At 39.4% G+C, this 19029-nt stretch carries 23 protein-coding genes; 16 read left to right on the top strand and 7 right to left on the bottom strand.

The window, feature by feature from the left end; translation table 11 throughout:
* Nucleotides 1-47: 47 nt before the first annotated feature.
* The gene (locus CWB78_RS02375) at nt 48-1595 is read right to left on the bottom strand and encodes a capsule assembly Wzi family protein (RefSeq protein ID WP_138594064.1); all 1548 of its coding nucleotides are present in this window, start codon (nt 1593-1595) and stop codon (nt 48-50) included.
* Nucleotides 1596-1784: 189 nt separating this feature from the next.
* On the opposite strand from CWB78_RS02375, the gene CWB78_RS02380 reads away from it, so the two are divergent.
* Both CWB78_RS02380 and CWB78_RS02385 read left to right on the top strand, forming a co-directional pair.
* Complete coding sequence (locus tag CWB78_RS02380) at nt 1785-2858, top strand: glycosyltransferase (RefSeq protein ID WP_010390984.1); 1074 nt, start codon at nt 1785-1787, stop codon at nt 2856-2858.
* Nucleotides 2855-3940 carry a glycosyltransferase gene (locus CWB78_RS02385; RefSeq protein ID WP_138594066.1) on the top strand — a complete coding sequence of 362 codons (1086 nt, stop codon included), beginning with the start codon at nt 2855-2857 and terminating at the stop codon, nt 3938-3940. Before CWB78_RS02380 ends, CWB78_RS02385 begins: the two co-directional genes overlap by 4 nt.
* Nucleotides 3941-3943: 3 nt before the next feature.
* Here CWB78_RS02385 and CWB78_RS02390 read toward each other — a convergent pair whose 3' ends face one another.
* A complete protein-coding gene (locus tag CWB78_RS02390; RefSeq protein ID WP_138594068.1) occupies nt 3944-4666 on the bottom strand; it encodes a 3-deoxy-D-manno-octulosonic acid kinase in 723 nt (240 codons plus the stop codon).
* A 123-nt stretch (nt 4667-4789) separates the two neighbouring features.
* On the opposite strand from CWB78_RS02390, the gene CWB78_RS02395 reads away from it, so the two are divergent.
* The 6 genes from CWB78_RS02395 (at nt 4790) to glpG (ending at nt 10056) form a co-directional block, all read left to right on the top strand.
* On the top strand, nt 4790-5851 hold the full coding sequence (locus CWB78_RS02395; protein WP_138594070.1) for a glycosyltransferase family 9 protein: 1062 nt from the start codon (nt 4790-4792) through the stop codon (nt 5849-5851).
* The gene (gene gmhB / locus CWB78_RS02400; RefSeq protein WP_138594072.1) at nt 5848-6417 is read left to right on the top strand and encodes a D-glycero-beta-D-manno-heptose 1,7-bisphosphate 7-phosphatase; all 570 of its coding nucleotides are present in this window, start codon (nt 5848-5850) and stop codon (nt 6415-6417) included. Before CWB78_RS02395 ends, gmhB begins: the two co-directional genes overlap by 4 nt.
* Nucleotides 6418-6580: 163 nt before the next feature.
* Nucleotides 6581-7777, top strand: coding sequence for a glycine C-acetyltransferase (locus tag CWB78_RS02405; protein ID WP_010390993.1), 1197 nt, complete (start codon nt 6581-6583; stop codon nt 7775-7777).
* 52 nt (nt 7778-7829) lie between these two features.
* Nucleotides 7830-8855, top strand: a complete 1026-nt coding sequence (gene tdh / locus CWB78_RS02410; protein ID WP_010390995.1) for an L-threonine 3-dehydrogenase — start codon at nt 7830-7832, stop codon at nt 8853-8855.
* A 65-nt stretch (nt 8856-8920) separates the two neighbouring features.
* Nucleotides 8921-9238, top strand: coding sequence for a thiosulfate sulfurtransferase GlpE (glpE, locus tag CWB78_RS02415; protein ID WP_010390998.1), 318 nt, complete (start codon nt 8921-8923; stop codon nt 9236-9238).
* Nucleotides 9235-10056 carry a rhomboid family intramembrane serine protease GlpG gene (glpG, locus tag CWB78_RS02420; protein ID WP_138594074.1) on the top strand — a complete coding sequence of 274 codons (822 nt, stop codon included), beginning with the start codon at nt 9235-9237 and terminating at the stop codon, nt 10054-10056. The genes glpE and glpG overlap by 4 nt, the downstream gene beginning before the upstream one ends.
* Here glpG and CWB78_RS02425 read toward each other — a convergent pair.
* Nucleotides 10053-10451: a flagellar basal body-associated protein FliL gene (locus CWB78_RS02425; protein WP_008115596.1), complete on the bottom strand. Its 399-nt coding sequence runs from the start codon at nt 10449-10451 to the stop codon at nt 10053-10055. The two genes, glpG and CWB78_RS02425, sit on opposite strands and share 4 nt — an antisense overlap.
* 248 nt (nt 10452-10699) lie before the next feature.
* Here CWB78_RS02425 and CWB78_RS02430 point away from each other — a divergent pair, with 248 nt between their 5' ends.
* Both CWB78_RS02430 and ubiA read left to right on the top strand, forming a co-directional pair.
* Nucleotides 10700-11245 carry a chorismate--pyruvate lyase family protein gene (locus CWB78_RS02430; protein WP_138594076.1) on the top strand — a complete coding sequence of 182 codons (546 nt, stop codon included), beginning with the start codon at nt 10700-10702 and terminating at the stop codon, nt 11243-11245.
* The gene (ubiA, locus tag CWB78_RS02435) at nt 11242-12120 is read left to right on the top strand and encodes a 4-hydroxybenzoate octaprenyltransferase (protein ID WP_138594078.1); all 879 of its coding nucleotides are present in this window, start codon (nt 11242-11244) and stop codon (nt 12118-12120) included. The genes CWB78_RS02430 and ubiA overlap by 4 nt, the downstream gene beginning before the upstream one ends.
* Here the strand turns inward: ubiA and CWB78_RS02440 are convergent.
* The 3 genes from CWB78_RS02440 to CWB78_RS02450 form a co-directional block, all read right to left on the bottom strand.
* Complete coding sequence (locus CWB78_RS02440) at nt 12117-12737, bottom strand: 2OG-Fe(II) oxygenase (protein WP_138594080.1); 621 nt, start codon at nt 12735-12737, stop codon at nt 12117-12119. The genes ubiA and CWB78_RS02440 overlap by 4 nt on opposite strands.
* A 94-nt stretch (nt 12738-12831) precedes the next feature.
* On the bottom strand, nt 12832-13710 hold the full coding sequence (locus tag CWB78_RS02445) for a LysR family transcriptional regulator (protein ID WP_010391006.1): 879 nt from the start codon (nt 13708-13710) through the stop codon (nt 12832-12834).
* A gap of 243 nt (nt 13711-13953) precedes the next feature.
* A complete protein-coding gene (locus CWB78_RS02450; protein WP_010391008.1) occupies nt 13954-14403 on the bottom strand; it encodes a DUF2721 domain-containing protein in 450 nt (149 codons plus the stop codon).
* Nucleotides 14404-14466: 63 nt separating this feature from the next.
* Here CWB78_RS02450 and CWB78_RS02455 point away from each other — a divergent pair, with 63 nt between their 5' ends.
* The 3 genes from CWB78_RS02455 to tsaD are packed head-to-tail and all read left to right on the top strand — an operon-like array spanning nt 14467 to nt 16473.
* Nucleotides 14467-14841 (top strand): putative signal transducing protein, encoded by a 375-nt coding sequence (locus tag CWB78_RS02455; RefSeq protein WP_372239236.1) that lies wholly within the window; start codon nt 14467-14469, stop codon nt 14839-14841.
* Complete coding sequence (locus CWB78_RS02460; RefSeq protein WP_008115608.1) at nt 14825-15415, top strand: YjaG family protein; 591 nt, start codon at nt 14825-14827, stop codon at nt 15413-15415. The genes CWB78_RS02455 and CWB78_RS02460 overlap by 17 nt, the downstream gene beginning before the upstream one ends.
* A 44-nt stretch (nt 15416-15459) precedes the next feature.
* Nucleotides 15460-16473, top strand: coding sequence for a tRNA (adenosine(37)-N6)-threonylcarbamoyltransferase complex transferase subunit TsaD (tsaD, locus tag CWB78_RS02465; protein ID WP_036979790.1), 1014 nt, complete (start codon nt 15460-15462; stop codon nt 16471-16473).
* A gap of 23 nt (nt 16474-16496) precedes the next feature.
* Here tsaD and plsY read toward each other — a convergent pair whose 3' ends face one another.
* Nucleotides 16497-17102, bottom strand: a complete 606-nt coding sequence (gene plsY, locus CWB78_RS02470) for a glycerol-3-phosphate 1-O-acyltransferase PlsY (RefSeq protein WP_010391012.1) — start codon at nt 17100-17102, stop codon at nt 16497-16499.
* Nucleotides 17103-17309: 207 nt separating this feature from the next.
* Here plsY and folB point away from each other — a divergent pair, with 207 nt between their 5' ends.
* Genes folB through CWB78_RS02485 form a run of 3 tightly spaced genes read left to right on the top strand, consistent with a single transcriptional unit; the run spans nt 17310 to nt 18955 of the window.
* Nucleotides 17310-17669 (top strand): dihydroneopterin aldolase, encoded by a 360-nt coding sequence (gene folB / locus CWB78_RS02475; RefSeq protein WP_075170696.1) that lies wholly within the window; start codon nt 17310-17312, stop codon nt 17667-17669.
* A complete protein-coding gene (gene folK, locus CWB78_RS02480) occupies nt 17670-18158 on the top strand; it encodes a 2-amino-4-hydroxy-6-hydroxymethyldihydropteridine diphosphokinase (protein WP_075170695.1) in 489 nt (162 codons plus the stop codon). It abuts the gene before it with no gap.
* The gene (locus tag CWB78_RS02485; RefSeq protein WP_010391016.1) at nt 18155-18955 is read left to right on the top strand and encodes an undecaprenyl-diphosphate phosphatase; all 801 of its coding nucleotides are present in this window, start codon (nt 18155-18157) and stop codon (nt 18953-18955) included. Before folK ends, CWB78_RS02485 begins: the two co-directional genes overlap by 4 nt.
* Nucleotides 18956-19029: the final 74 nt, after the last annotated feature.

Here is a 19029-nt window from a genome sequence, read left to right on the forward strand (position 1 = left end):
AAAAGGGGATAAACTTTGGTTTATCCCCTTTTTTAATGCTTGCAAAACTAAAAGTTATATTCGAACTTTGCAAATGCAGACGTATCGTTTTCTGCTCCATCGTTATTAGAGGCAAGTCCGCCAAGGGTAAAGCGCCCCCCCATGGCAAGCATTCTGTAACGTACTTCAAGCTGTTTAGAGCTAAATGCTGTTTTGGTAATCGAGTTACCTAAGTCTGGGTTATTTGGGTAACGGTCACGGTTGTCGCTGTTGTAGTCAATATCACGTAATTTTACTTGCCAGTCAGTTCCGCTTGAGAGTTGCCCAAGTACGGTTAATACTAGTGATTGAGCATCATTATCATAGGTAGAGCCGATAGGGCGACCATGGTAACGATACCCTGATTGGTAATCAGTGTGCTCATAATAGCAATTTTCGGTCGTTGACCCCGCAGAGCAAGAGACACCTGTATCAATGTATTCTAAGTTGACTAGTAAATTCTGCTCGTAAACGCGATGTGTTGTTTGTAAGCCAAATAAGTACGCTCTATCAGCTGGTTTAAACTGTGAGCTCGCATCTTCACCAATCGTGCTGGCATAAACGGCATAAGGTTGGTTAAATAATGTGTCTGACCAACGAATATCAATACCTGCTAATTGATTACCTATTTTTGATTCTAACTGGCTATCACAATTAGTAGTGCCATCAACACATTTTGTATTACCGGTAATCATATCAATAAAGTCACCAGCCGAGCTTGGTTGTCCCTTACCAGCCCATTGTGCTGACCAGCTCAGTGCTATTTCTAATTGTTGAACGGGGCGAAAGTTAACCCGAGTGCTCCACAATAACGCATCAGGAATAACGCGGGTTGATTCCAGCTTAGCCATTTGTGCAGTAAACCCCCACTGACCTATCCAACTTAACCAAGGTGTTTCAAAGGCACTACTTTGCTCACGAGAAATACTAATGGCAGGTAAAGGTTTTGCATTACCAGACATAATTAAGCTGTTATCAACACCCGGCCCCCAAAATTGCTCAACGGCACCCGCTCTTACAATCCAATTACCCATACGATACGCTAAATAGCTGTCATCTAGAGAGGTATCATTGCAGTCTTTTAGTGCTTGCTCGTTTTGAGCTATATCATCAGTTGTTTTACCGTCGACTAAGCAGTTTTTGCCATCACTACGATGATTAATCGCTATTTTAGCTGCAAAGTTATGTCCTAAATAAGCGTAGGCAGCAGTTAACTCTGATTCTTGGCTATTGGTGGCACCAAAGCTAGTGGCTACAAGAGGATCTGAGCTGGCAAATGCCGAAAGCTGTACACTATGCGAACCGCTATTTTCTGACTTATAACGATGTTTTACACGTAATAACGCATCCTGCAGGCGAGGAGATAACTGTTCTAACGAAGTATTGTTTACATCATTAATAAAGCTTTTCCACATTAATGGGTACGTTGTTACTGGCGCTAAAATTATACCTGCATCGGCAAGCTGTTGTATATCTGCTCTAAGACCATAGTCATCAGGCTTTACCCAAGGTTCAGCATTTACGGTTGTAGTTACGGCACAAAAAAGCGAAGAAAGTATAAAAAATTTGTTTCGCAAAGCTCAGATCCTTATGATTGAAATTGCTAACAAGTTTAGCAATCTACGTCCTTTATTGCAGTAATTAAATCAACTCATTAAAGAGATATTAGAAAAAAATATTACTATATATTAGATTAAAACACCGCGGCTCTATCGCTAAAAAGATGGCGTTGATATACTCGCAGCAAAGAAAAAATAGAGATAGTAATGAGCAACAAACGACTTTTATTTATTCCCGTGTCATCGCCAGAAGGTATTGGTGAATATATGCGCTCGTTACAGCTAGCTCAAACCTTAAAGGCTGAGTATGGCAAGCAGTTAGATATTCATTTTATTTTAAATAAACATACGGCTTATGCTAAAAACTGCCCATTCCCTACCTTATTGTTAAATCAATCGGCAACAAAAGAAAATACGCACGTATGTCAGTTTATTAAGCAATACAAACCAGATGCGGTGCTATTTGATTGTGCAGGACGCGCTGAGCAAATGAAAGCTGCAAAAAAAGTGGGTGCTAAAGTTGTTTTTATTTCACAGCATGCAAAAAAGCGAGCAAAAGGTTTAAAGCTTAATAGAGCGGGCCTTATTGATACTCATTGGGTGGTTCAGCCTGATTACTGTATTGAACCTCTTTCGTGGTATGAAAAGCTAAAATTGAGCATGTTGTCTCTGGCCTATCCTGCTAATGTCGGGCCATTTACAGTGTTTGCATCAGCGCAACAAAAATCCGATGCACTAACCCGTTACCAATTGAAAGAGAAAGAGTTCTTTATTGTTAACGCAGGCTCTGGTGGGCACACCCTTAATGGACAAAACTGTGCTGATATCTACTATAAAGCAGGACTGAATATTGCGAAAGAAACAGGTTTAAAAGGGGTTGTGGTGTTTGGTCCTAATTACACTAAGTCGTTACCTAAAAGCGATGAGTTAATTTGTTTGCCAAGCCAAGAGGGGACTGAATTTTTAGCCTTACTAAGTCAGGCTAAGGTGGCATTATTAAGCGCGGGCGATACTTTACTTCAAGCCATTGCTTTACAAACGCCAACGATAGCATGTGCTATTTCAAAAGATCAAAATGAGCGAGTTGTTCGTTGTGCGAGTACCGGTGTTGTTAAAGAGGCTGAGCTTGATATTTTAGATATTACCCAAAAAATAAAAGAGCTACTCTTGGAACCAAATTATAATAATACGGTTGGCCAATACAAGTCGTTAGAAAGTGTGCATAGCTTTGATGTCATAACGAAAGGAGTAAAAGCGTTGTTAATAGGAAATAAGCTATGAATATTGTTATTGTAATTGACTCCCTCGTTGGTGGTGGCGCTGAAAAAGTAATGCTTACTTTGGCGCAGGAAATGGTATCAAAAGCCCACAATGTGACTATTTTGTCATTGGCGCAAAATATTGAATATGACATTCCAAACACCTTATCTGTTGAAAGTTTATTTTCAGGTCGAGCAACAAAAGTTGATCGATTTTGGCAGATAAAAAAGAATGTTAAAGTATTAGAAGCATGGTTTGAGCAAAAGTTACTTCAACTTGGTTCTATTGATTTAGTACTTTCTAATTTAGATCGTAGTAATAACTTATTAGCAAAAAGTAAAATAGAAAATATCCATTTTGTTGTTCATAACTCAGTTAATGCTGAACTTGCTAGGCAAAAAAAATTAGGTCCATTTTCTTATTTATATCTTAAAAGAAGCAAACAAAATTTAAATGGGAAGTCTTTGATCTGTGTTTCAAAAGGTGTTGAAGAGGAAATACGCCAGAGCCCTTTAATTACCCCCAGCGCAATGACAACTATTTACAATCCTTTTAATTTTAAAATTATGAATGAGCAAGCAAATGAGGTAAATATCAACATACCGACCTCTCCTTATCTTATTCATGTTGGACGATTTGCTAAACAAAAACGTCATGATGTTCTGTTTGCTGCATTTGCTAAATTAGATAAAAAATATAAATTAGTATTATTGTGTAATAAGAAAGAGAAAGCATTTAAGTTAGCCAAACAATACGGAATCGAAAATCAACTTATTGTTCCTGGATTCGAACAAAATCCTTATAACTGGATTAAGCAGGCTAAAGCTCTTGTATTAAGTTCTGACTTTGAAGGGCTACCAACCGTATTAATTGAAGCTATAGCCATAGGTACACCCGTGGTAAGTACTAATTGTAATTTTGGTCCCAATGAAATATTAACCGAAGAATTAAGCAAATATCTGGTACCAACAGAGCAAAGTGACTTATTAGCAAAGGCCATTGAAGACGTTTTAATTGATAGCCCCGATATGAAAAAGGCCACTATTTTGAAAAAGGTCTCTGCAGATGCTGTAGCAGACCAATATTTAGCAATGGCGCGCTGAATATTAGCATTCGAGCTCTTGGTTATAGTCATTATGTAATGTTTGCCAATCGTTTTGCTGCCAATGAAAGTGGCTATTGCGGCTTTGCTCTTTTAAAAAGGAGCGTTGTAAGCGAGACATGTTGCTTTGTTGCCATTTTTTACTGGGCACTTTTATTTCGCCACGGTCAAAGTCGATAATATAAACGTCGCCAGAGTCATCAAATAAAATATTATTAATATTTAAATCAGCGTGATACACCCCTTTATTATGAAACTGGGCAATGGTTTGCGCTATTTTTTTTATCTCAATATCACTTAAGGGGCGCTCAATCAGTACATCTAATACGCTTTTAGCGCCGCTTACCGCTTCAGTAATAATATCACCTCTGTAAATAAAACCATGTCGGCTCACTTTAGCTGCAATCGGCTTTGGTACATTTAAACCTAACTCTATTAATCGAGTCATTAAACTAAATTCTTGATAAACACGGGTATGCTCAAGTCCGTAGTATAAATATTGATCGCTGAGTAGTTTTCCTATTAGGCCGCCACGCCAATAATGGCGCAACACAGCCGTTAAATCTGCGTGTTTAAAAAACCAAGCAGTTGCACGCCCCTTTTTAGCGCCGACAATTTTTTGCTGCTGTTGCCAGAAATTGGGCTCAAACCAATCTAACTCTATTTCGGTGCTATATTGAGGATGGCTTAAAATGACATGGTTATTTTTGACGTGTTGATTAAACATAGCTCATAGGATTCGCTTAAATATGTGCACATATTAACGTGTTTTCAGGCTAAGGATAAGTACTTGCAATGACGCGATTATAATTTAAGATCAGGTTTTATTATTTTACCTCCAAGGAAACGTGTGACTTCAGCGCCTACTTACACATCTATTTGTATTTTACGTCTTTCTGCCATTGGTGATGTATGCCATGCAGTGAGTGCGGTACAAGCAATTCAAAAAGCGCATCCAAATGCTAAAATTACATGGGTGATAGGGAAAGTCGAGGCGATGCTTTTAGCAGATTTGCCTGGCGTTGAGCTTGTTGTATTTGATAAAAAACAAGGTGAAGCGGCACTGAAACAGTTAAAGCAAACCTTCAAAGGGCAGTGTTTTGACGTACTACTTAATATGCAAGTGGCTTTAAGAGCTGGTTTTGTCGCTCGCTGTATTCCTGCCAAAGTTAAAATTGGTTTTGACTGGGCTCGCTCAAAAGAGCTGCATAGTTTATTTATTAATAAACGCATTAAAGCCCAATCTCAGGCACATGTTTTAGAGGGATTTAAAGGTTTTGCTCAAGCGATTGGTGTTGATGATTATGTCCCTGTTTGGAATATGCCCTACACCGACAAAGATCAAGCTAAAGCTGATGAGCTGTTAGGTGATGATTATTTATCACATAAGCTATTCGTTATTTCGCCAGCAGCAAGTAAAGCACAGCGTAACTGGTTAGCCGAACGCTATGCCGCGCTTGCGGATTATGCACATACACAGGGGTTTAAAATAGTATTAACTGGTGGACCGACTGAACTGGAAATTAATTTAGCAAATAACATCATTAAACACTCTGATTCACCCATTCTGAACTTGGTGGGTAAAACAAAACTCAAAGAATTATTGTGCGTACTTAAGCGTGCAGACTTAGTACTGGCACCTGACACAGGACCAGCTCATATGGCGGTGACTGTGGGCACACCGGTTATTGGCTTATATGCGCATTCAAACCCAGCGCGAACGGGGCCTTATTTATACCAAGATTACGTGGTTGAGGTTTATCACCAAAACTTATTAAAGCACACAGGTAAAACCGCCGAGCAATTACCTTGGGGTACTCGGGTTAAGGGCGATGATTTAATGAGTCAAATAACTACGGATACAGTAAAAGAAATGTTTGACCATGTTGTTAAAAAAGAGTCGTTATTATGAATGGTAAACACACAAATAAGGCGCTTTTTTTAGACCGTGATGGTGTAGTAAATGTTGATCATGGCTATGTATTTAAAAGCGAAGAGTTTGAATTTATAGAGGGTGTGTTTTCAACGTGTAAAGCATTCTATGACGCGGGCTATAAAATAATTGTTGTAACGAACCAATCAGGTATTGGTCGAGGTTATTACTCAGAAGCCGATTTTTTTGCTCTTAACACATGGATGAAAGCGCAGTTTACTCATCATCAAATTGAAATTACTGATGTTTATTTTTGTCCACATCATCCTAAAAATGCATTGCCAGCGTATTTAACAGATTGCGATTGCAGAAAACCAGCCCCCGGGATGTTGCTGCAAGGAATAAAAGATCATCATATAGACCCTGCACTTAGTGTGATGGTGGGAGACAAACGAGGTGATATGCAAGCTGCTATGAGCGCTAATATCCGTACTAAAATACTGGTACGTTCGGGGCAAGCAGTTGATGAGCAAGCCGTAAAGTCTGCTGACTATGTTTGTGACTCAATCAAGGAACTTCCTGTTCTGCTTGCTGATCTGCTTTAGTGCATACCTCACGCATGTAAACTGGCAGCTTTTCCTGCCAGTTAGCTAATTTGCGACGAATGACAAACAGTGCAATTTCGCGCTTAAACTTTTACAATACCCGCATTATAAATAGCAGCAACACGTCTGCTGTTTAACCCGTTCAACCAAATGGAGATCACAGATGAGAGCATCTGCTTTTTTTAGCCAATTACAACAGCAAATCGAAGACGTCAAAGCTGAAGGTTTGTACAAAAATGAACGTGTTATCACTTCACAGCAGCAAGCTCAAATTGAAGTGGCATCAGGTGATAAGGTTATTAACTTTTGTGCTAACAACTACTTAGGTTTAGCTAACAGCCCAGAGCTAATTGCAGCTGCCCAACAAGGCTTAGATGACCATGGCTTTGGTGTTGCCTCAGTGCGTTTTATTTGTGGTACCCAAGATATTCATAAAACGCTTGAGAAAAAAATCAGTCAATTTTTAGAAACTGAAGACACCATTTTGTACTCATCATGCTTTGATGCGAATACAGGCTTGTTTGAAACTATTTTAGGTGCAGACGATGCGATTATTTCTGATTCATTAAACCATGCATCTATTATTGATGGCGTGCGTTTATGTAAAGCAAAACGTTTCCGTTATGCAAATAACGATATGGCTGATTTAGAAAAGCAATTAATTGCAGCCGATGAAGCCGGTGCTAAAACTAAACTAATTGCTACTGATGGCGTGTTCTCAATGGATGGCGTCATTTGTAATTTAGAAGCAGTGTGTGATTTAGCCGACAAATATGACGCGCTTGTTATGGTTGATGACTCACATGCCGTTGGTTTTGTTGGCGAAAACGGTAAAGGTACGCCTGAGTACTGTAATGTACTCGACCGTGTCGATATTATTACTGGCACCTTAGGCAAAGCGCTTGGTGGAGCTTCTGGTGGTTATACCTCAGGCAAAAAAGAAATTGTTGAGTGGCTTCGTCAGCGTTCACGTCCATACTTATTCTCAAATTCATTAGCGCCTTCAATCGTAACAGCGTCAATCAAAGTGTTAGAAATGCTTGAAAATGGCGGTGAGCTTCGCGCTAAGCTATGGTCAAACGCTAAATACTTCCGTGAGCAAATGGAAACGGCAGGTTTTACCTGTGCAGGTAAAGATCATGCGATTATTCCAGTGATGCTAGGGGATGCAAAAGTGGCGTCACTTATGGCTGATAAACTATTGGCTGAAGGGATTTATGTAACTGGCTTTTCATTCCCTGTTGTACCAAAAGGTCAGGCGCGTATTCGTACCCAAATTTCTGCAGCGCATAGCAAGGAGCAGCTTGATACAGCCATTGCAGCATTTACCCGTATTGGTAAAGAGATTGGTGTTATTTAATTTTCTTGTTAAATCGCGGCTAAAGTCGCGATTTTTTAATTGAGTGTGGATTATGAAAGCATTATCAAAGTTAAAAGCAGAGCCAGGCATTTGGATGACAGATGCGCCAAAGCCTGAAGTGGGTCATAACGATCTGTTAATTAAGATTCGTAAAACAGCCATTTGTGGTACCGATGTTCATATTTATAAGTGGGATGAGTGGGCACAAAACACTATTCCTACACCTATGGTGGTTGGCCACGAGTATGTGGGTGAAGTAATTGACATGGGCCAAGAAGTTCGCGGTTTCGAAGTTGGCGACCGTGTATCTGGTGAAGGTCATATAACCTGTGGTCATTGTCGTAACTGCCGTGCTGGACGTGTTCATTTATGCCGTAATACAACCGGTGTAGGTGTTAACCGCGAAGGTGCATTTGCTGAGTACCTAGTGATCCCAGCATTTAATGCGTTTAAAATCCCAGATAACATTAGCGATGAACTGGCCTCTATTTTTGACCCGTTTGGTAATGCTGTACATACTGCATTATCGTTTGACTTAGTGGGTGAGGATGTATTAATCACTGGTGCAGGCCCTATTGGTATTATGGCCGCGGCTGTAGCCAAACATGTGGGTGCACGCCATGTGGTTATCACTGACGTAAATGAATACCGCCTAGACTTAGCACGTAAAATGGGCGCAACGCGTGCTGTAAACGTTGCGAATGAAAAGCTAGAAGATGTAGCTAAAGAGCTAGGTATGACCGAAGGCTTTGACATTGGCTTAGAGATGTCAGGTGTTCCGAGTGCATTTAATGCCATGCTAAATAACATGAATCATGGCGGCAAAATTGCCATGTTAGGTATTCCACCTTCAGATATGGCGGTCGATTGGAATCAAGTAATTTTTAAAGGCTTAGTGATCAAAGGTATTTACGGTCGTGAGATGTTTGAAACTTGGTACAAAATGGCCAGCTTGATTCAATCAGGACTTGATTTAAAACCAATTATTACTCATCAGTATTCAATTGATGACTTCCAAGCTGGCTTTGATATGATGATTTCAGGCCAATCGGGTAAAGTAATTCTTAACTGGGATTAATAATCCCCTGTTAAGAGAATTAAAGGCGGCATTTGTCGCCTTTTTTGTAATTATAAGAGAGCACTATGGCATTTAAACATATATCAATCGCACAAACCCTCGAACTACTAGACAAAGAAGATGTGGTGATTGCTGATATTCGCGATCCTAATTCGTATCAGACAGGGCACATTCCTGGCTCTGAAGCGCTTTCAAATGCAAATATCGCCCAATTTATGATGGAAAAAGAGTTTGACCAGCCGATTATTATTGTTTGTTATCACGGCATGAGCTCACAGGGTGCAGCAAGTTACTTAGTAGAGCAAGGCTTTGAAGATGTTTACAGCATGGATGGCGGTTTTACTGCGTGGGAAGCCGCTTACAAGGATAAAGTAGCACGATGATAGAGCTAGGCAGTCTAACTAACCCCCGTGCTGCACAGGGCTTTATAGATTACCTAAAAAGCCAAGGGCTTACAGGGCAAATTCGTACTGAGGATGGCCATACGCTTGTTATTAGTGTGGCATCTGAAGACTTCCATGCAGTGCAGCCTTTATGGAACGAATTTGCTAAAAACCCTAATCATGAGCGTTACCAACAAGCATCATGGCAAGTAGGTACTACGCACTCACCGTTAAAGTATCAAGGGCAGTCACTTAATTTAGTCGCTCGTTTTAAAGCCTTAAGCTGGCTTAATCAAGGTGTTAGTATTCTCAGCATTATTGTTTATGTTGCCTTTTTATTTGGTGCGTTTGAGCCTATTTATATGGCGTTGCAGTTCAATCCTGCGTCACCACTTACCTGGTTAACACCTGCTATTGTGCATTTTAGCGCTATGCATATTGTGTTTAACTTAATCTGGTGGGTATCGCTGGGTGATAACATTGAAAAGCAATGTGGTAAGTCGAGTTTAATCGGGCTGTTTTTAGTTACCGCTTTAATAAGTAATTGGGCACAGTACTTAATGGTCGGTCCTAACTTTGGTGGGCTTAGCGGTGTTGTATATGGGTTGTTAGGCTTTTGTTGGATTTACAGCACCCTTAACCCTAAACAGCCTGCACTGGTTACAACCGCAATTGTTGGTTTTATGCTGGTATGGTTAGTACTTGGTTTTGCAGATGTATTATTTGTTGGAATGGCTAATTGGGCGCACTTAGGTGGGCTTGTTAGCGGTATGGCTTTTGCCTATACCGCTCAGCTTTTTAAAACAAAAAGCGCCTAATGATATAAATATTTAGTAAATAACAGGTCTCGGATTATTTCTTGGCCTGTCTCTTCCTTAAGTAAGCTTTTTAGTTTTTCTGCGCTTTTAAGGCGAATTTGCTCACGCCCTGTTAAAGACTTTATTTTGTTTTCAGGCTCTTTTGATAATATCTCTACTAGCGCATCACGTAACAGCGGGGTGTGGTGTTCTACAATGGCAATATCGGATGTTTTGTTTAGCATTAAATCTACCGTGACGCGAACGTAACCCATTTTTTTACTTGATGGACCAATGTAATTGGTAATAATGTCTGGCTCAAACCCAAAATAACCCACAGTAGACTCAGCACGTGCTGATAAGCTAGTTAGGCTGACTAAAAGAATAAAAAGGCCTGTAAATACTGTTTTTTTCATTTCAAAAGCGTTTCCGTAAACTGGTTACAAATAGTTTATACTTATTAGTAAATAAGATACAGCAAGATGCTGTTATTTGTTGTGTTTGTAAAAGTACTCTGGATTCAAGTTTGGGATAGGCAATAGCGAGAGTCAAATGCTGATTAGCTTTTTATGACACAGGATGTGCTTGGTATTGAGTAAATCGCGCTTTTTCAAATTCGTTGGCAATGTTATGATCTCTCTGATTTTTTTCAAGTAGAGTTATTGTGATTACTTTTCCTCTTTCTTTATCTGCTGATTGGCAGAGTACCGCTCAAGTAACTGGCTTATCTAACGCTGAGAAAGAGTGGTTATTTGAACCGCATTCTTTAACGGCTAAATTAAAAAGTCAGTCTCAGCGTTTTGCTGTAAAAGTGTTGAGTGAGCAAAAAGTAGACCTTTCTCAATCACAGCAAACGCTATTAAGTAAGCAGGTAAGTACAGTACTTAACCGTGAAGTGTTACTGTTGTGTGATGAACAACCGATTGTTTATGCTCAAAGTTGGTTGCCAGTAACAAGCAATAATACAAACAATCAGCTGCACAATATGGGAGAACGCCCGTTAGGTGATGTAATCTTTCAAGATCCTGCGTTAAGGCGTACTGATATTGAAATTGCTCGCTTTGATGGTAATCACTCATTGCAATCACTGGTGAGCGAACTTAATTTACCGAATCGCTCTTTACTGGGCAGACGCAGCGTATTTTCTTTACATAACTATCAATTTTTGGTCTGTGAGGTTTTTTTACCAGGAGCTTACTTATACTCATGAAACTAGCCGCTTTGTCTGTTAATCATATTCCCTATTACATCCAGTTAATGCGAATTGATAAGCCCATAGGCACTTTATTGCTACTTTGGCCAACTTATTGGGCACTATGGATAGCGAATGATGGTCTGCCTAGCTTAACGAACTTCATTGTGTTTACCCTTGGGGTAATAGTTATGCGAAGCGCAGGATGCGTTATCAATGATTTTGCAGATAGAAAAATTGATGGCTCAGTAAAGCGTACTTGTCAGCGGCCGCTAGCGACCGGAGCGGTAAGTAGTGGCGAAGCAATTAGTTTGTTTTTATTACTCGTTGTCATCGCTTTTATATTAGTATTATTGCTTAATATCAATACTATTTTGTTATCGTTTGGTGCACTTGGATTAGCGTTTTGTTATCCCTTTATGAAACGTTACACGCAACTTCCTCAAGTTGTATTGGGCGCGGCTTTTGGTTGGGCAATCCCAATGGCTTTTATGGCATCAATAAACTCTTTACCCGTGCAGGCATGGTTGCTATTTATTGCCAATATTTGCTGGACGGTGGCTTACGACACTATGTACGCCATGGTTGATAGAGACGATGATTTAAAAATAGGAGTAAAATCAACCGCTATTTTATTCGCCAGTTATGACCGCCATATTATAGCGCTACTTAACTTTAGCTTTTTTGCGTTGATGGTTTTAATTGGGTTGATGAATCAAATAGGATTTAGTTTTTGGTTGGGATTAGCTATTGCAGCAATGTTACTTGTGTATCAACAGCGTTTGATTCATTTACGCCAGCGAGATAATTGTTTTAAAGCATTTTTAAATAACCATTACGTAGGACTGGCTATTTTTATTGGTTTATTATTTTCTTACCCCGTTTTTGCTTAACAGGGTGGGTCGATAATGCCACTAATTGACGCGTTTTTTCTGAACCAACCAGCAATCGAATAGCGGTTATCAACAGCAGGAAGTACTTCATGTACAAAGCGTTCGCTTTCAAATAATACCAAAGTGCCTGCCGTGGGTTTTATTACTATTTCTATGCCTTTACTTTTAGGCTTGTAAATAACTAGCTCTCCACCTTTCTCTGGAGAGTTCAAATATAATACGGTAGTAAAAACACGGTTTGAACGACCTTTAAATGCATCTACATGTTTTTTATAAAAATCACCTTGCGTATATTTTGCATAGTGACATTCATAATCAAACAAACCCATAAAGAAAGTTCGATTAAGCGTATTACGAACTGCTTCCATTACTTGCTGGTAGCCAAGTTGTGCATTTGAACTGCCATCAAACCAATAGGTTTTGTCTTTACGAACTGTATTATCAATTTGCAAGTTATTTAATCGACCAATACCAGCAAGGCTAAAGTGGGGATTTATTCTGTAGCAATCTGCCATTAAATCAAAGATTAGGTCACTATCAATGGCGTTTTCAATAATGGCATAACCATGCGTTTCAATCTGCTCTAGATAAATTCCAGAAGCTGTAAAGTTGTTCATTAACGCTAGTCATAATAGTAGGGAGCGTTAGTTTAATGTAAAAAAACTTTAAAGCTACAAATTTATAGTGATCATCAAATCGCATGGTGTAATGTTATGCTTTTGAGACTTTATTTATTAGCGAGAGTAAGTGGTCAACATGCTCACCTGCTTCTATTTGTTGGCTGGTTTGCACAATAAGTTGCTCATGGCTAATATCGTTATTAGTTTTAAGTTGAATCAAGTTATGGTTTTCTGCCACAGAACTGGTGTGTTCAATACCGGCAATGGCAAAATGGTCTGACTTTTCAAGTCCGGCCATTACCTGATCAATACTGCCCACTTTAATAGTTGATACTTTATTTAATGAGTCTATTACTTCATTAAGCATTGATTGCACTTGTTTTGATTGCGAAAAACAACTGAACATTGGATAACTTTCGAGTTCTTTTTTACTAATATCGCTTTTATTTGCTAAAGGATGTTGTTTTGAACAAAATAAAATAAGCTGATCAGGTAATTGTATGTCGCTACCAATGCTATTGACTATTTGCGAGCATACACTAATGTCAATTTCACCCTGAAGTAACTTTCTATGAAGCTCAGTTTTGTTTTGTAGCTGCATTTCGATTTTAATATGCGGGTATTGGCTTAAAAATTCACCGCAGGTAATTGGTACTATGCTGCTGGTTGTTGTGGTGTAACCAATAACCAATTTTTTCTCTTCAGTGCCATTAATTGACTGAAAAGCGCGATGTTTTATTTGCTCTAGCTCATTGAGGGTATTTTTTGCAAAGTCGAGGAAAAGTTCGCCTGCTTGAGTTAATTTAACCGAGCGAGTAGAGCGGGTAACAAGTTCATAGCCAAGCTCTGTTTCAAGAGTTTGAATACTACGAGTTAACGCAGATGTGCTAATTTGGGTTTGTTCTGCAGCTTGCCTAAAATGACGAAGTAGGCCAAGCGCTACAAACTGTTCTAATTGTTCAAATCTCACTATATAGTCCTTTTTTATAGGTAAGCTAGGGGAATTGCAGATTAAAGACTGACTTTATATCCCTACAGATCAGTTGAAATAATGTTTTTAACCACCTCCTTAGATTAACTTTCTTTTCATCGTATTTAAAGAGAATAGTTGCTAAAAGTTGTTATACCTTTGGGTAATGTTAAATAACTGTAGGGTTTTATTATTGACCAAGTTTATGCAATTTTATAACAGCTTTATTAAAGTCTCGGTTTGTTAATTGCTGCTTTTGCTTTTAGGGTTGGGCTCAATAAAATTTTTACTTACTCGGTTACTTAAAGGCTTATTTTCAATGTTTTGCAATTCAATTTCTATGGCATCACAAGAGATGTGAATTTCAAATAATGAAGTAAGCAAAGATAAGCTTAAGCAACTTAAACTGACACCAAATAAAATAATGCCCGTGGTATTAAATTCTATAAATAATGCGAACATAGATAGCGTACATAATAAAAAAGCAGCCACTCCGTATACTTGCATGGTTCTTATTAATTTTATTCGCTTTCTAAGGTTGGTTATTTGCGCCACCACAACAGGACGAATAGATTCCCCTTCACGTGCATTCAGTTCTCGTATTAGTTGCGCTAGCACTAAAAATCGGTTTGTATAGGCGAGTAACAACAACGAGATTGCTGGAAAAAGTAAACCTGGAGTAGTTAGCGTCATAATGTGTCCTTAAATCATATTATTTGCTTTAGGTTACGCAGGCAAATTGTACACATAAAGTAAATGAGGTGGATATTGCAAAATATTAATAATAGCGATTCAAATATAACATCATTTGATTGGGTTACGCTTTATAACGCAGAAAATAGTTTAGAGGCCAATATAATAAAAGGATTGATTCTGAATGCGGGAATTGAGTGTCAAATTAAAGGCGAAATGCTGCAAGGTGCAATGGGCGAGATCCCGTTTGAGCAAACACAAGTAAGTGTGCAGGTTTATGCGATAAAAGAGCGCCATGCACGCGAAATATTGGTAAACTATCAGCAAGTAAAACAATCCGCTCCAGATTGGGTGTGCCCTAACTGTAATGAGCATAATGGATCAACATTTGATTTTTGTTGGTCATGTGGGACTTTAAAGAATGACAAAAGCGAATAATTTTCAGCGTATTAGAGAGTTAAATTACCTGCAAAAAGCGGTATTGGCCAGTGCGTTAATAGAGCGTATGTTGCCTAATTATGGACTATTTAGCGAGGCTACCGGTTTTGGCGATGAGGTTATTTTGCGTAATGCTTTAAATGTATGTTGGGAAAAGATACTGCTTCCTAAAAGTAAGATTGATTTAGAAAAGCAAGTCGAAAAAATTGAACCTAATGTACCTGAACTTGCTGATTTTGATATGTTTGGCACTTACCCTGCCATTGACGCTGCCACCTCATTATTGAGCTTAATGCATGGCCTTTTAGCACAAGACGAGCAAGAATTTGTTAATGTGAGTAAAATATCGCAGGCAACTGTGGCTCGCTTTATTGAGTATCAGATGACGGTTGAAGGGGATGTTGCTGATAATAAAGCAGTGCGTGAACACCCACTAATGCAATACGAAATAGAGGTATTAGGTGAACTAATTGATTTTGTAGAAGCTATGGGGCGTATTACTGCTGAAAATGTAAAAGCATTGAAAAAGCATGTCCTTGCTGATGGCCAAACTAACATTGGTTTAGCACTTTAAGTTATTTGTTTTAAACACCTTGTTAGGTGGCAGGAGAATTAACAATGCGAATTTTAGGCATTGAATCATCATGCGATGAAACTGGTATTGCTATTTATGATGACGAAAAAGGGCTACTGGCTCATCAATTATATAGCCAAGTAAAAGTACATGCTGATTACGGTGGTGTGGTACCTGAACTTGCATCTCGCGATCATGTACGTAAAACATTGCCGCTTATCGATGCGGCATTTGCACAAGCTGGCTGTGGACCTGAAGATTTAGACGGCATTGCCTACACGGCAGGACCTGGTTTAGTGGGGGCATTGTTGGTGGGCACCTCAATTGGTCGCTCTTTAGCGTATGGTTGGGACATTCCAGCTGTAGCAGTGCACCATATGGAAGGGCATTTATTAGCGCCAATGCTTGAGGAAAACGTTCCCGAATTTCCATTTATTGCTTTACTCGTATCTGGCGGTCATACCATGATGGTAAAGGTCGCGGGTATTGGCCAATATGAAGTATTGGGTGAGTCGGTAGATGACGCTGCAGGTGAAGCATTTGATAAAACAGCTAAATTACTAGGACTTGATTACCCTGGCGGTCCTCGTTTAGCTAAAATGGCTGAGCAAGGCGTTGCCAAACGATTTGTTTTTCCACGCCCGATGACAGATAAGCCTGGTCTTGATTTTAGCTTTAGTGGCCTAAAAACCGCCGCTTCGATTGCTATTCGTGAAAATGATAGTGACGAGCAAACTAAAGCAGATATTGCCCATGCATTTCAAACAGCTGTTATAGATACTCTAGTGATTAAGTGTAAGCGAGCACTAAAACAAACGGGTATTAAACGTTTAGTAATAGCCGGTGGTGTAAGTGCTAATACGCAACTACGTTTGCAACTAGAGCGTGTGATGCAAGGTATGAAGGGCGAAGTGTATTACCCACGCACTGAGTTTTGTACCGACAATGGCGCAATGATTGCTTATGCTGGTATGCAGCGTTTAAAAGCGGGACAGTTTGCTTCGCTTGATATGAAAACTAAACCGCGCTGGCCAATCGATAGCCTAGAAGCAATATAGTTAACCAGAACCTAGGTTAGTTATTACTTCTTATCATTTGTAGGGGCTTGTTTAGTCCCTACTTTTGGTTCTTCACCCTTAAATAAACGCACAATATTAGTGCGATGCCTAATAATGATCAGTAGCGTAATAAAGGTCACTGGTAAGGTATATAACGGCTTTATCCACCATGTATATAAAGGCGCTAGCGTCACAGCTACTAACGCTGCAAGGGATGAGTAGCGGGTAATCGCGACAATAATCAGCCAAGTACCAATCAATAACCCACCTAAAGAGAGCCCTATCGGCAGTAACGAGCCAAATGCTGTTGCGACCGCTTTACCCCCTTTAAAACTAAAAAATAATGGGTACATGTGCCCTAAACATGCTGCAACCGCAATTAAACCAAGCTCTAGCGGCTCAAGTTTTAAAAAGTAAGCGCCCCAAACAGGGATAGTGCCCTTTAAAATATCAAATATTAAAACTAAGCATGCGGGGAGAGCGCCGCCTAAACGGTAGACATTGGTTGCTCCTGGGTTATTGGAGCCATTTGTGCGTGGATCGGGAAGTTTGAATAGCCGCGACACTAAAATGGCCGATGAAATCGAGCCGAGCAAATAGGCTAATACAAACATTAAAATGACTAACACGCGCTTCCTTATTTTTTAATCATTACTTTTAAGCTATTATTGGCGTCAAAATTTACGGGCTTCTTAAATTACTCGCAATTTTGTAACTATTCTATTGTAGAAGTAATTTTAGTATATTTAAACACTGATTAAAGTATATACAGTATTAATTTGATTGATACAATATGTAATTAACTCAGTGACTTGTTACAGTCATTTGGAGTATCAATGGACAAGGTATTTATATCACAATTGCATGTCGAAACGATTATCGGGGTGTATGATTTTGAAAAGAAAAGTAAACAAAGCCTGTACTTTGATATTGAGATGCTAAGCGACATTAAGCCCGCAGCACAAAACGACGATATTAACTTAGCATTAGATTACGCTAAGGTGAGTGAGCGAGTTATCGAGCACAGCACTGCTAAACCAGTCGAGCTTTTAGAAACGCTGGTGGAGCAATTGGCGCAAATTATCTTAACCGAATTTAATACTCCTCAAGTAACAATAAAAGTTAGCAAGCCTGCTGCAGTTCCACAAGCGCAAACAGTGGGTGTAGAGATTACGCGCATTAAGGCTACGGCTTAAATGGCGCAGATATTTATTAGCCTAGGGTCAAACATTAATAAAGCTGAGCATATTCGGCGTGCTCTAGTGGCGTTAAATCAGCACTTTGAAAACACACATCACTCATCAGTATTTGAAAGTGAAGCTGTGGGTTTTGCCGGTAATAACTTTTATAACTCAGTGCTTGCCGCCACCACTAACATGGCGCTGGTTGATGTGTGCGCGTTATTAAAACAAATTGAACGCGACAATGGCCGCCAAGCAAATGATAAAAAATTTAGCCCACGTACTTTGGATCTCGACTTACTCTTTTATGATGATGTGATTTGCGAGAGCCCAGCACAATTACCGCGTGACGAAATTACTAAAAACGCCTTTGTTTTACAGCCTTTAGCTGAGGTGGCCCCTGATTTTTATCATCCGGTAGCAAAACAAACGATTGCCCAAATATGGAATGCATATAACAACCCTCAACAAAAACTATGGAAGGTGGAGTTTTCTAACCCATGAGTATTATAGAAATAATTGTTTTAGCCCTAATTCAGGGATTTACTGAGTTTTTACCTATATCGAGTTCGGCACACTTAATTTTACCATCACAAATTTTAGGCTGGGAGGATCAAGGGTTAGCGTTCGATGTTGCTGTTCACGTAGGCACTTTAATTGCGGTTGTTATTTATTTCCGTAAAGAAGTAGCCGATATACTCGGTGCTTGGTTTAAATCGTTTGGCGTGCAGGGCACAACAGATGATAGCAAACTAGGTTGGTGGATCATTTTAGGTACTGTGCCAGCAGCTATTTTAGGCTTGTTATTAAAAGATTTTGTTGAACTGTACTTACGCAGTGCATGGGTGATTGCGACCACAACAATCGTATTTGGTCTATTGCTTTGGTACGCCGATGCCAAAGGTAAGCAAATAAAAACAATCTATCAGTTAAACTGGAAAACGGCCCTCATTATTGGCTTTGCACAAGCCGTTGCAATGATCCCTGGCACTTCACGTTCAGGTATTACCATGACAGCGGGTTTAATGTTAGGTATGAACAAGCAAAGTGCAGCGCGCTTTTCGTTTTTATTAGCTATTCCAATCATTTCAATGATGGGTCTTTATTATACTGCAGAGCTTGCCCTTGGCGATCATATCGTAGATTGGACGGCATTATTGTTAGGTGTAGTGCTGTCGTTTTTATCAGCTTATGCTTGTATTTTTATGTTTTTAAAAGTGATTGAGCGAATGGGAATGCTACCATTTGTTATTTATCGTTTATTATTAGGTGTCGGTTTAATATTCTTTTTAATGCTATAAGCTATTAATCTTCAGGAAAGCCTCCCACTTTGGGAGGCTTTTTTATTTGCGCCAAGGGTTAATGGTAACTTAAG

The organism is Pseudoalteromonas sp. S1612 (assembly GCF_005887175.1).
In the GTDB taxonomy this organism is placed as follows: Bacteria; Pseudomonadota; Gammaproteobacteria; order Enterobacterales; family Alteromonadaceae; genus Pseudoalteromonas; species Pseudoalteromonas undina.

What these genes read in the sequence shown, in the direction of transcription:
- CWB78_RS02380 (WP_010390984.1), top strand. Translation starts at nt 1,785, where the DNA reads ATGAGCAACAAACGACTTTTATTTATTCCCGTGTCATCGCCAGAAGGT.
- CWB78_RS02385 (WP_138594066.1), top strand. Translation starts at nt 2,855, where the DNA reads ATGAATATTGTTATTGTAATTGACTCCCTCGTTGGTGGTGGCGCTGAA.
- CWB78_RS02390 (WP_138594068.1), bottom strand. Translation starts at nt 4,666, where the DNA reads ATGTTTAATCAACACGTCAAAAATAACCATGTCATTTTAAGCCATCCT.
- gmhB (WP_138594072.1), top strand. Translation starts at nt 5,848, where the DNA reads ATGAATGGTAAACACACAAATAAGGCGCTTTTTTTAGACCGTGATGGT.
- CWB78_RS02405 (WP_010390993.1), top strand. Translation starts at nt 6,581, where the DNA reads ATGAGAGCATCTGCTTTTTTTAGCCAATTACAACAGCAAATCGAAGAC.
- tdh (WP_010390995.1), top strand. Translation starts at nt 7,830, where the DNA reads ATGAAAGCATTATCAAAGTTAAAAGCAGAGCCAGGCATTTGGATGACA.
- glpE (WP_010390998.1), top strand. Translation starts at nt 8,921, where the DNA reads ATGGCATTTAAACATATATCAATCGCACAAACCCTCGAACTACTAGAC.
- glpG (WP_138594074.1), top strand. Translation starts at nt 9,235, where the DNA reads ATGATAGAGCTAGGCAGTCTAACTAACCCCCGTGCTGCACAGGGCTTT.
- CWB78_RS02425 (WP_008115596.1), bottom strand. Translation starts at nt 10,451, where the DNA reads ATGAAAAAAACAGTATTTACAGGCCTTTTTATTCTTTTAGTCAGCCTA.
- ubiA (WP_138594078.1), top strand. Translation starts at nt 11,242, where the DNA reads ATGAAACTAGCCGCTTTGTCTGTTAATCATATTCCCTATTACATCCAG.
- CWB78_RS02440 (WP_138594080.1), bottom strand. Translation starts at nt 12,737, where the DNA reads ATGAACAACTTTACAGCTTCTGGAATTTATCTAGAGCAGATTGAAACG.
- CWB78_RS02450 (WP_010391008.1), bottom strand. Translation starts at nt 14,403, where the DNA reads ATGACGCTAACTACTCCAGGTTTACTTTTTCCAGCAATCTCGTTGTTG.
- CWB78_RS02455 (WP_372239236.1), top strand. Translation starts at nt 14,467, where the DNA reads ATGAGGTGGATATTGCAAAATATTAATAATAGCGATTCAAATATAACA.
- CWB78_RS02460 (WP_008115608.1), top strand. Translation starts at nt 14,825, where the DNA reads ATGACAAAAGCGAATAATTTTCAGCGTATTAGAGAGTTAAATTACCTG.
- tsaD (WP_036979790.1), top strand. Translation starts at nt 15,460, where the DNA reads ATGCGAATTTTAGGCATTGAATCATCATGCGATGAAACTGGTATTGCT.
- folB (WP_075170696.1), top strand. Translation starts at nt 17,310, where the DNA reads ATGGACAAGGTATTTATATCACAATTGCATGTCGAAACGATTATCGGG.
- folK (WP_075170695.1), top strand. Translation starts at nt 17,670, where the DNA reads ATGGCGCAGATATTTATTAGCCTAGGGTCAAACATTAATAAAGCTGAG.
- CWB78_RS02485 (WP_010391016.1), top strand. Translation starts at nt 18,155, where the DNA reads ATGAGTATTATAGAAATAATTGTTTTAGCCCTAATTCAGGGATTTACT.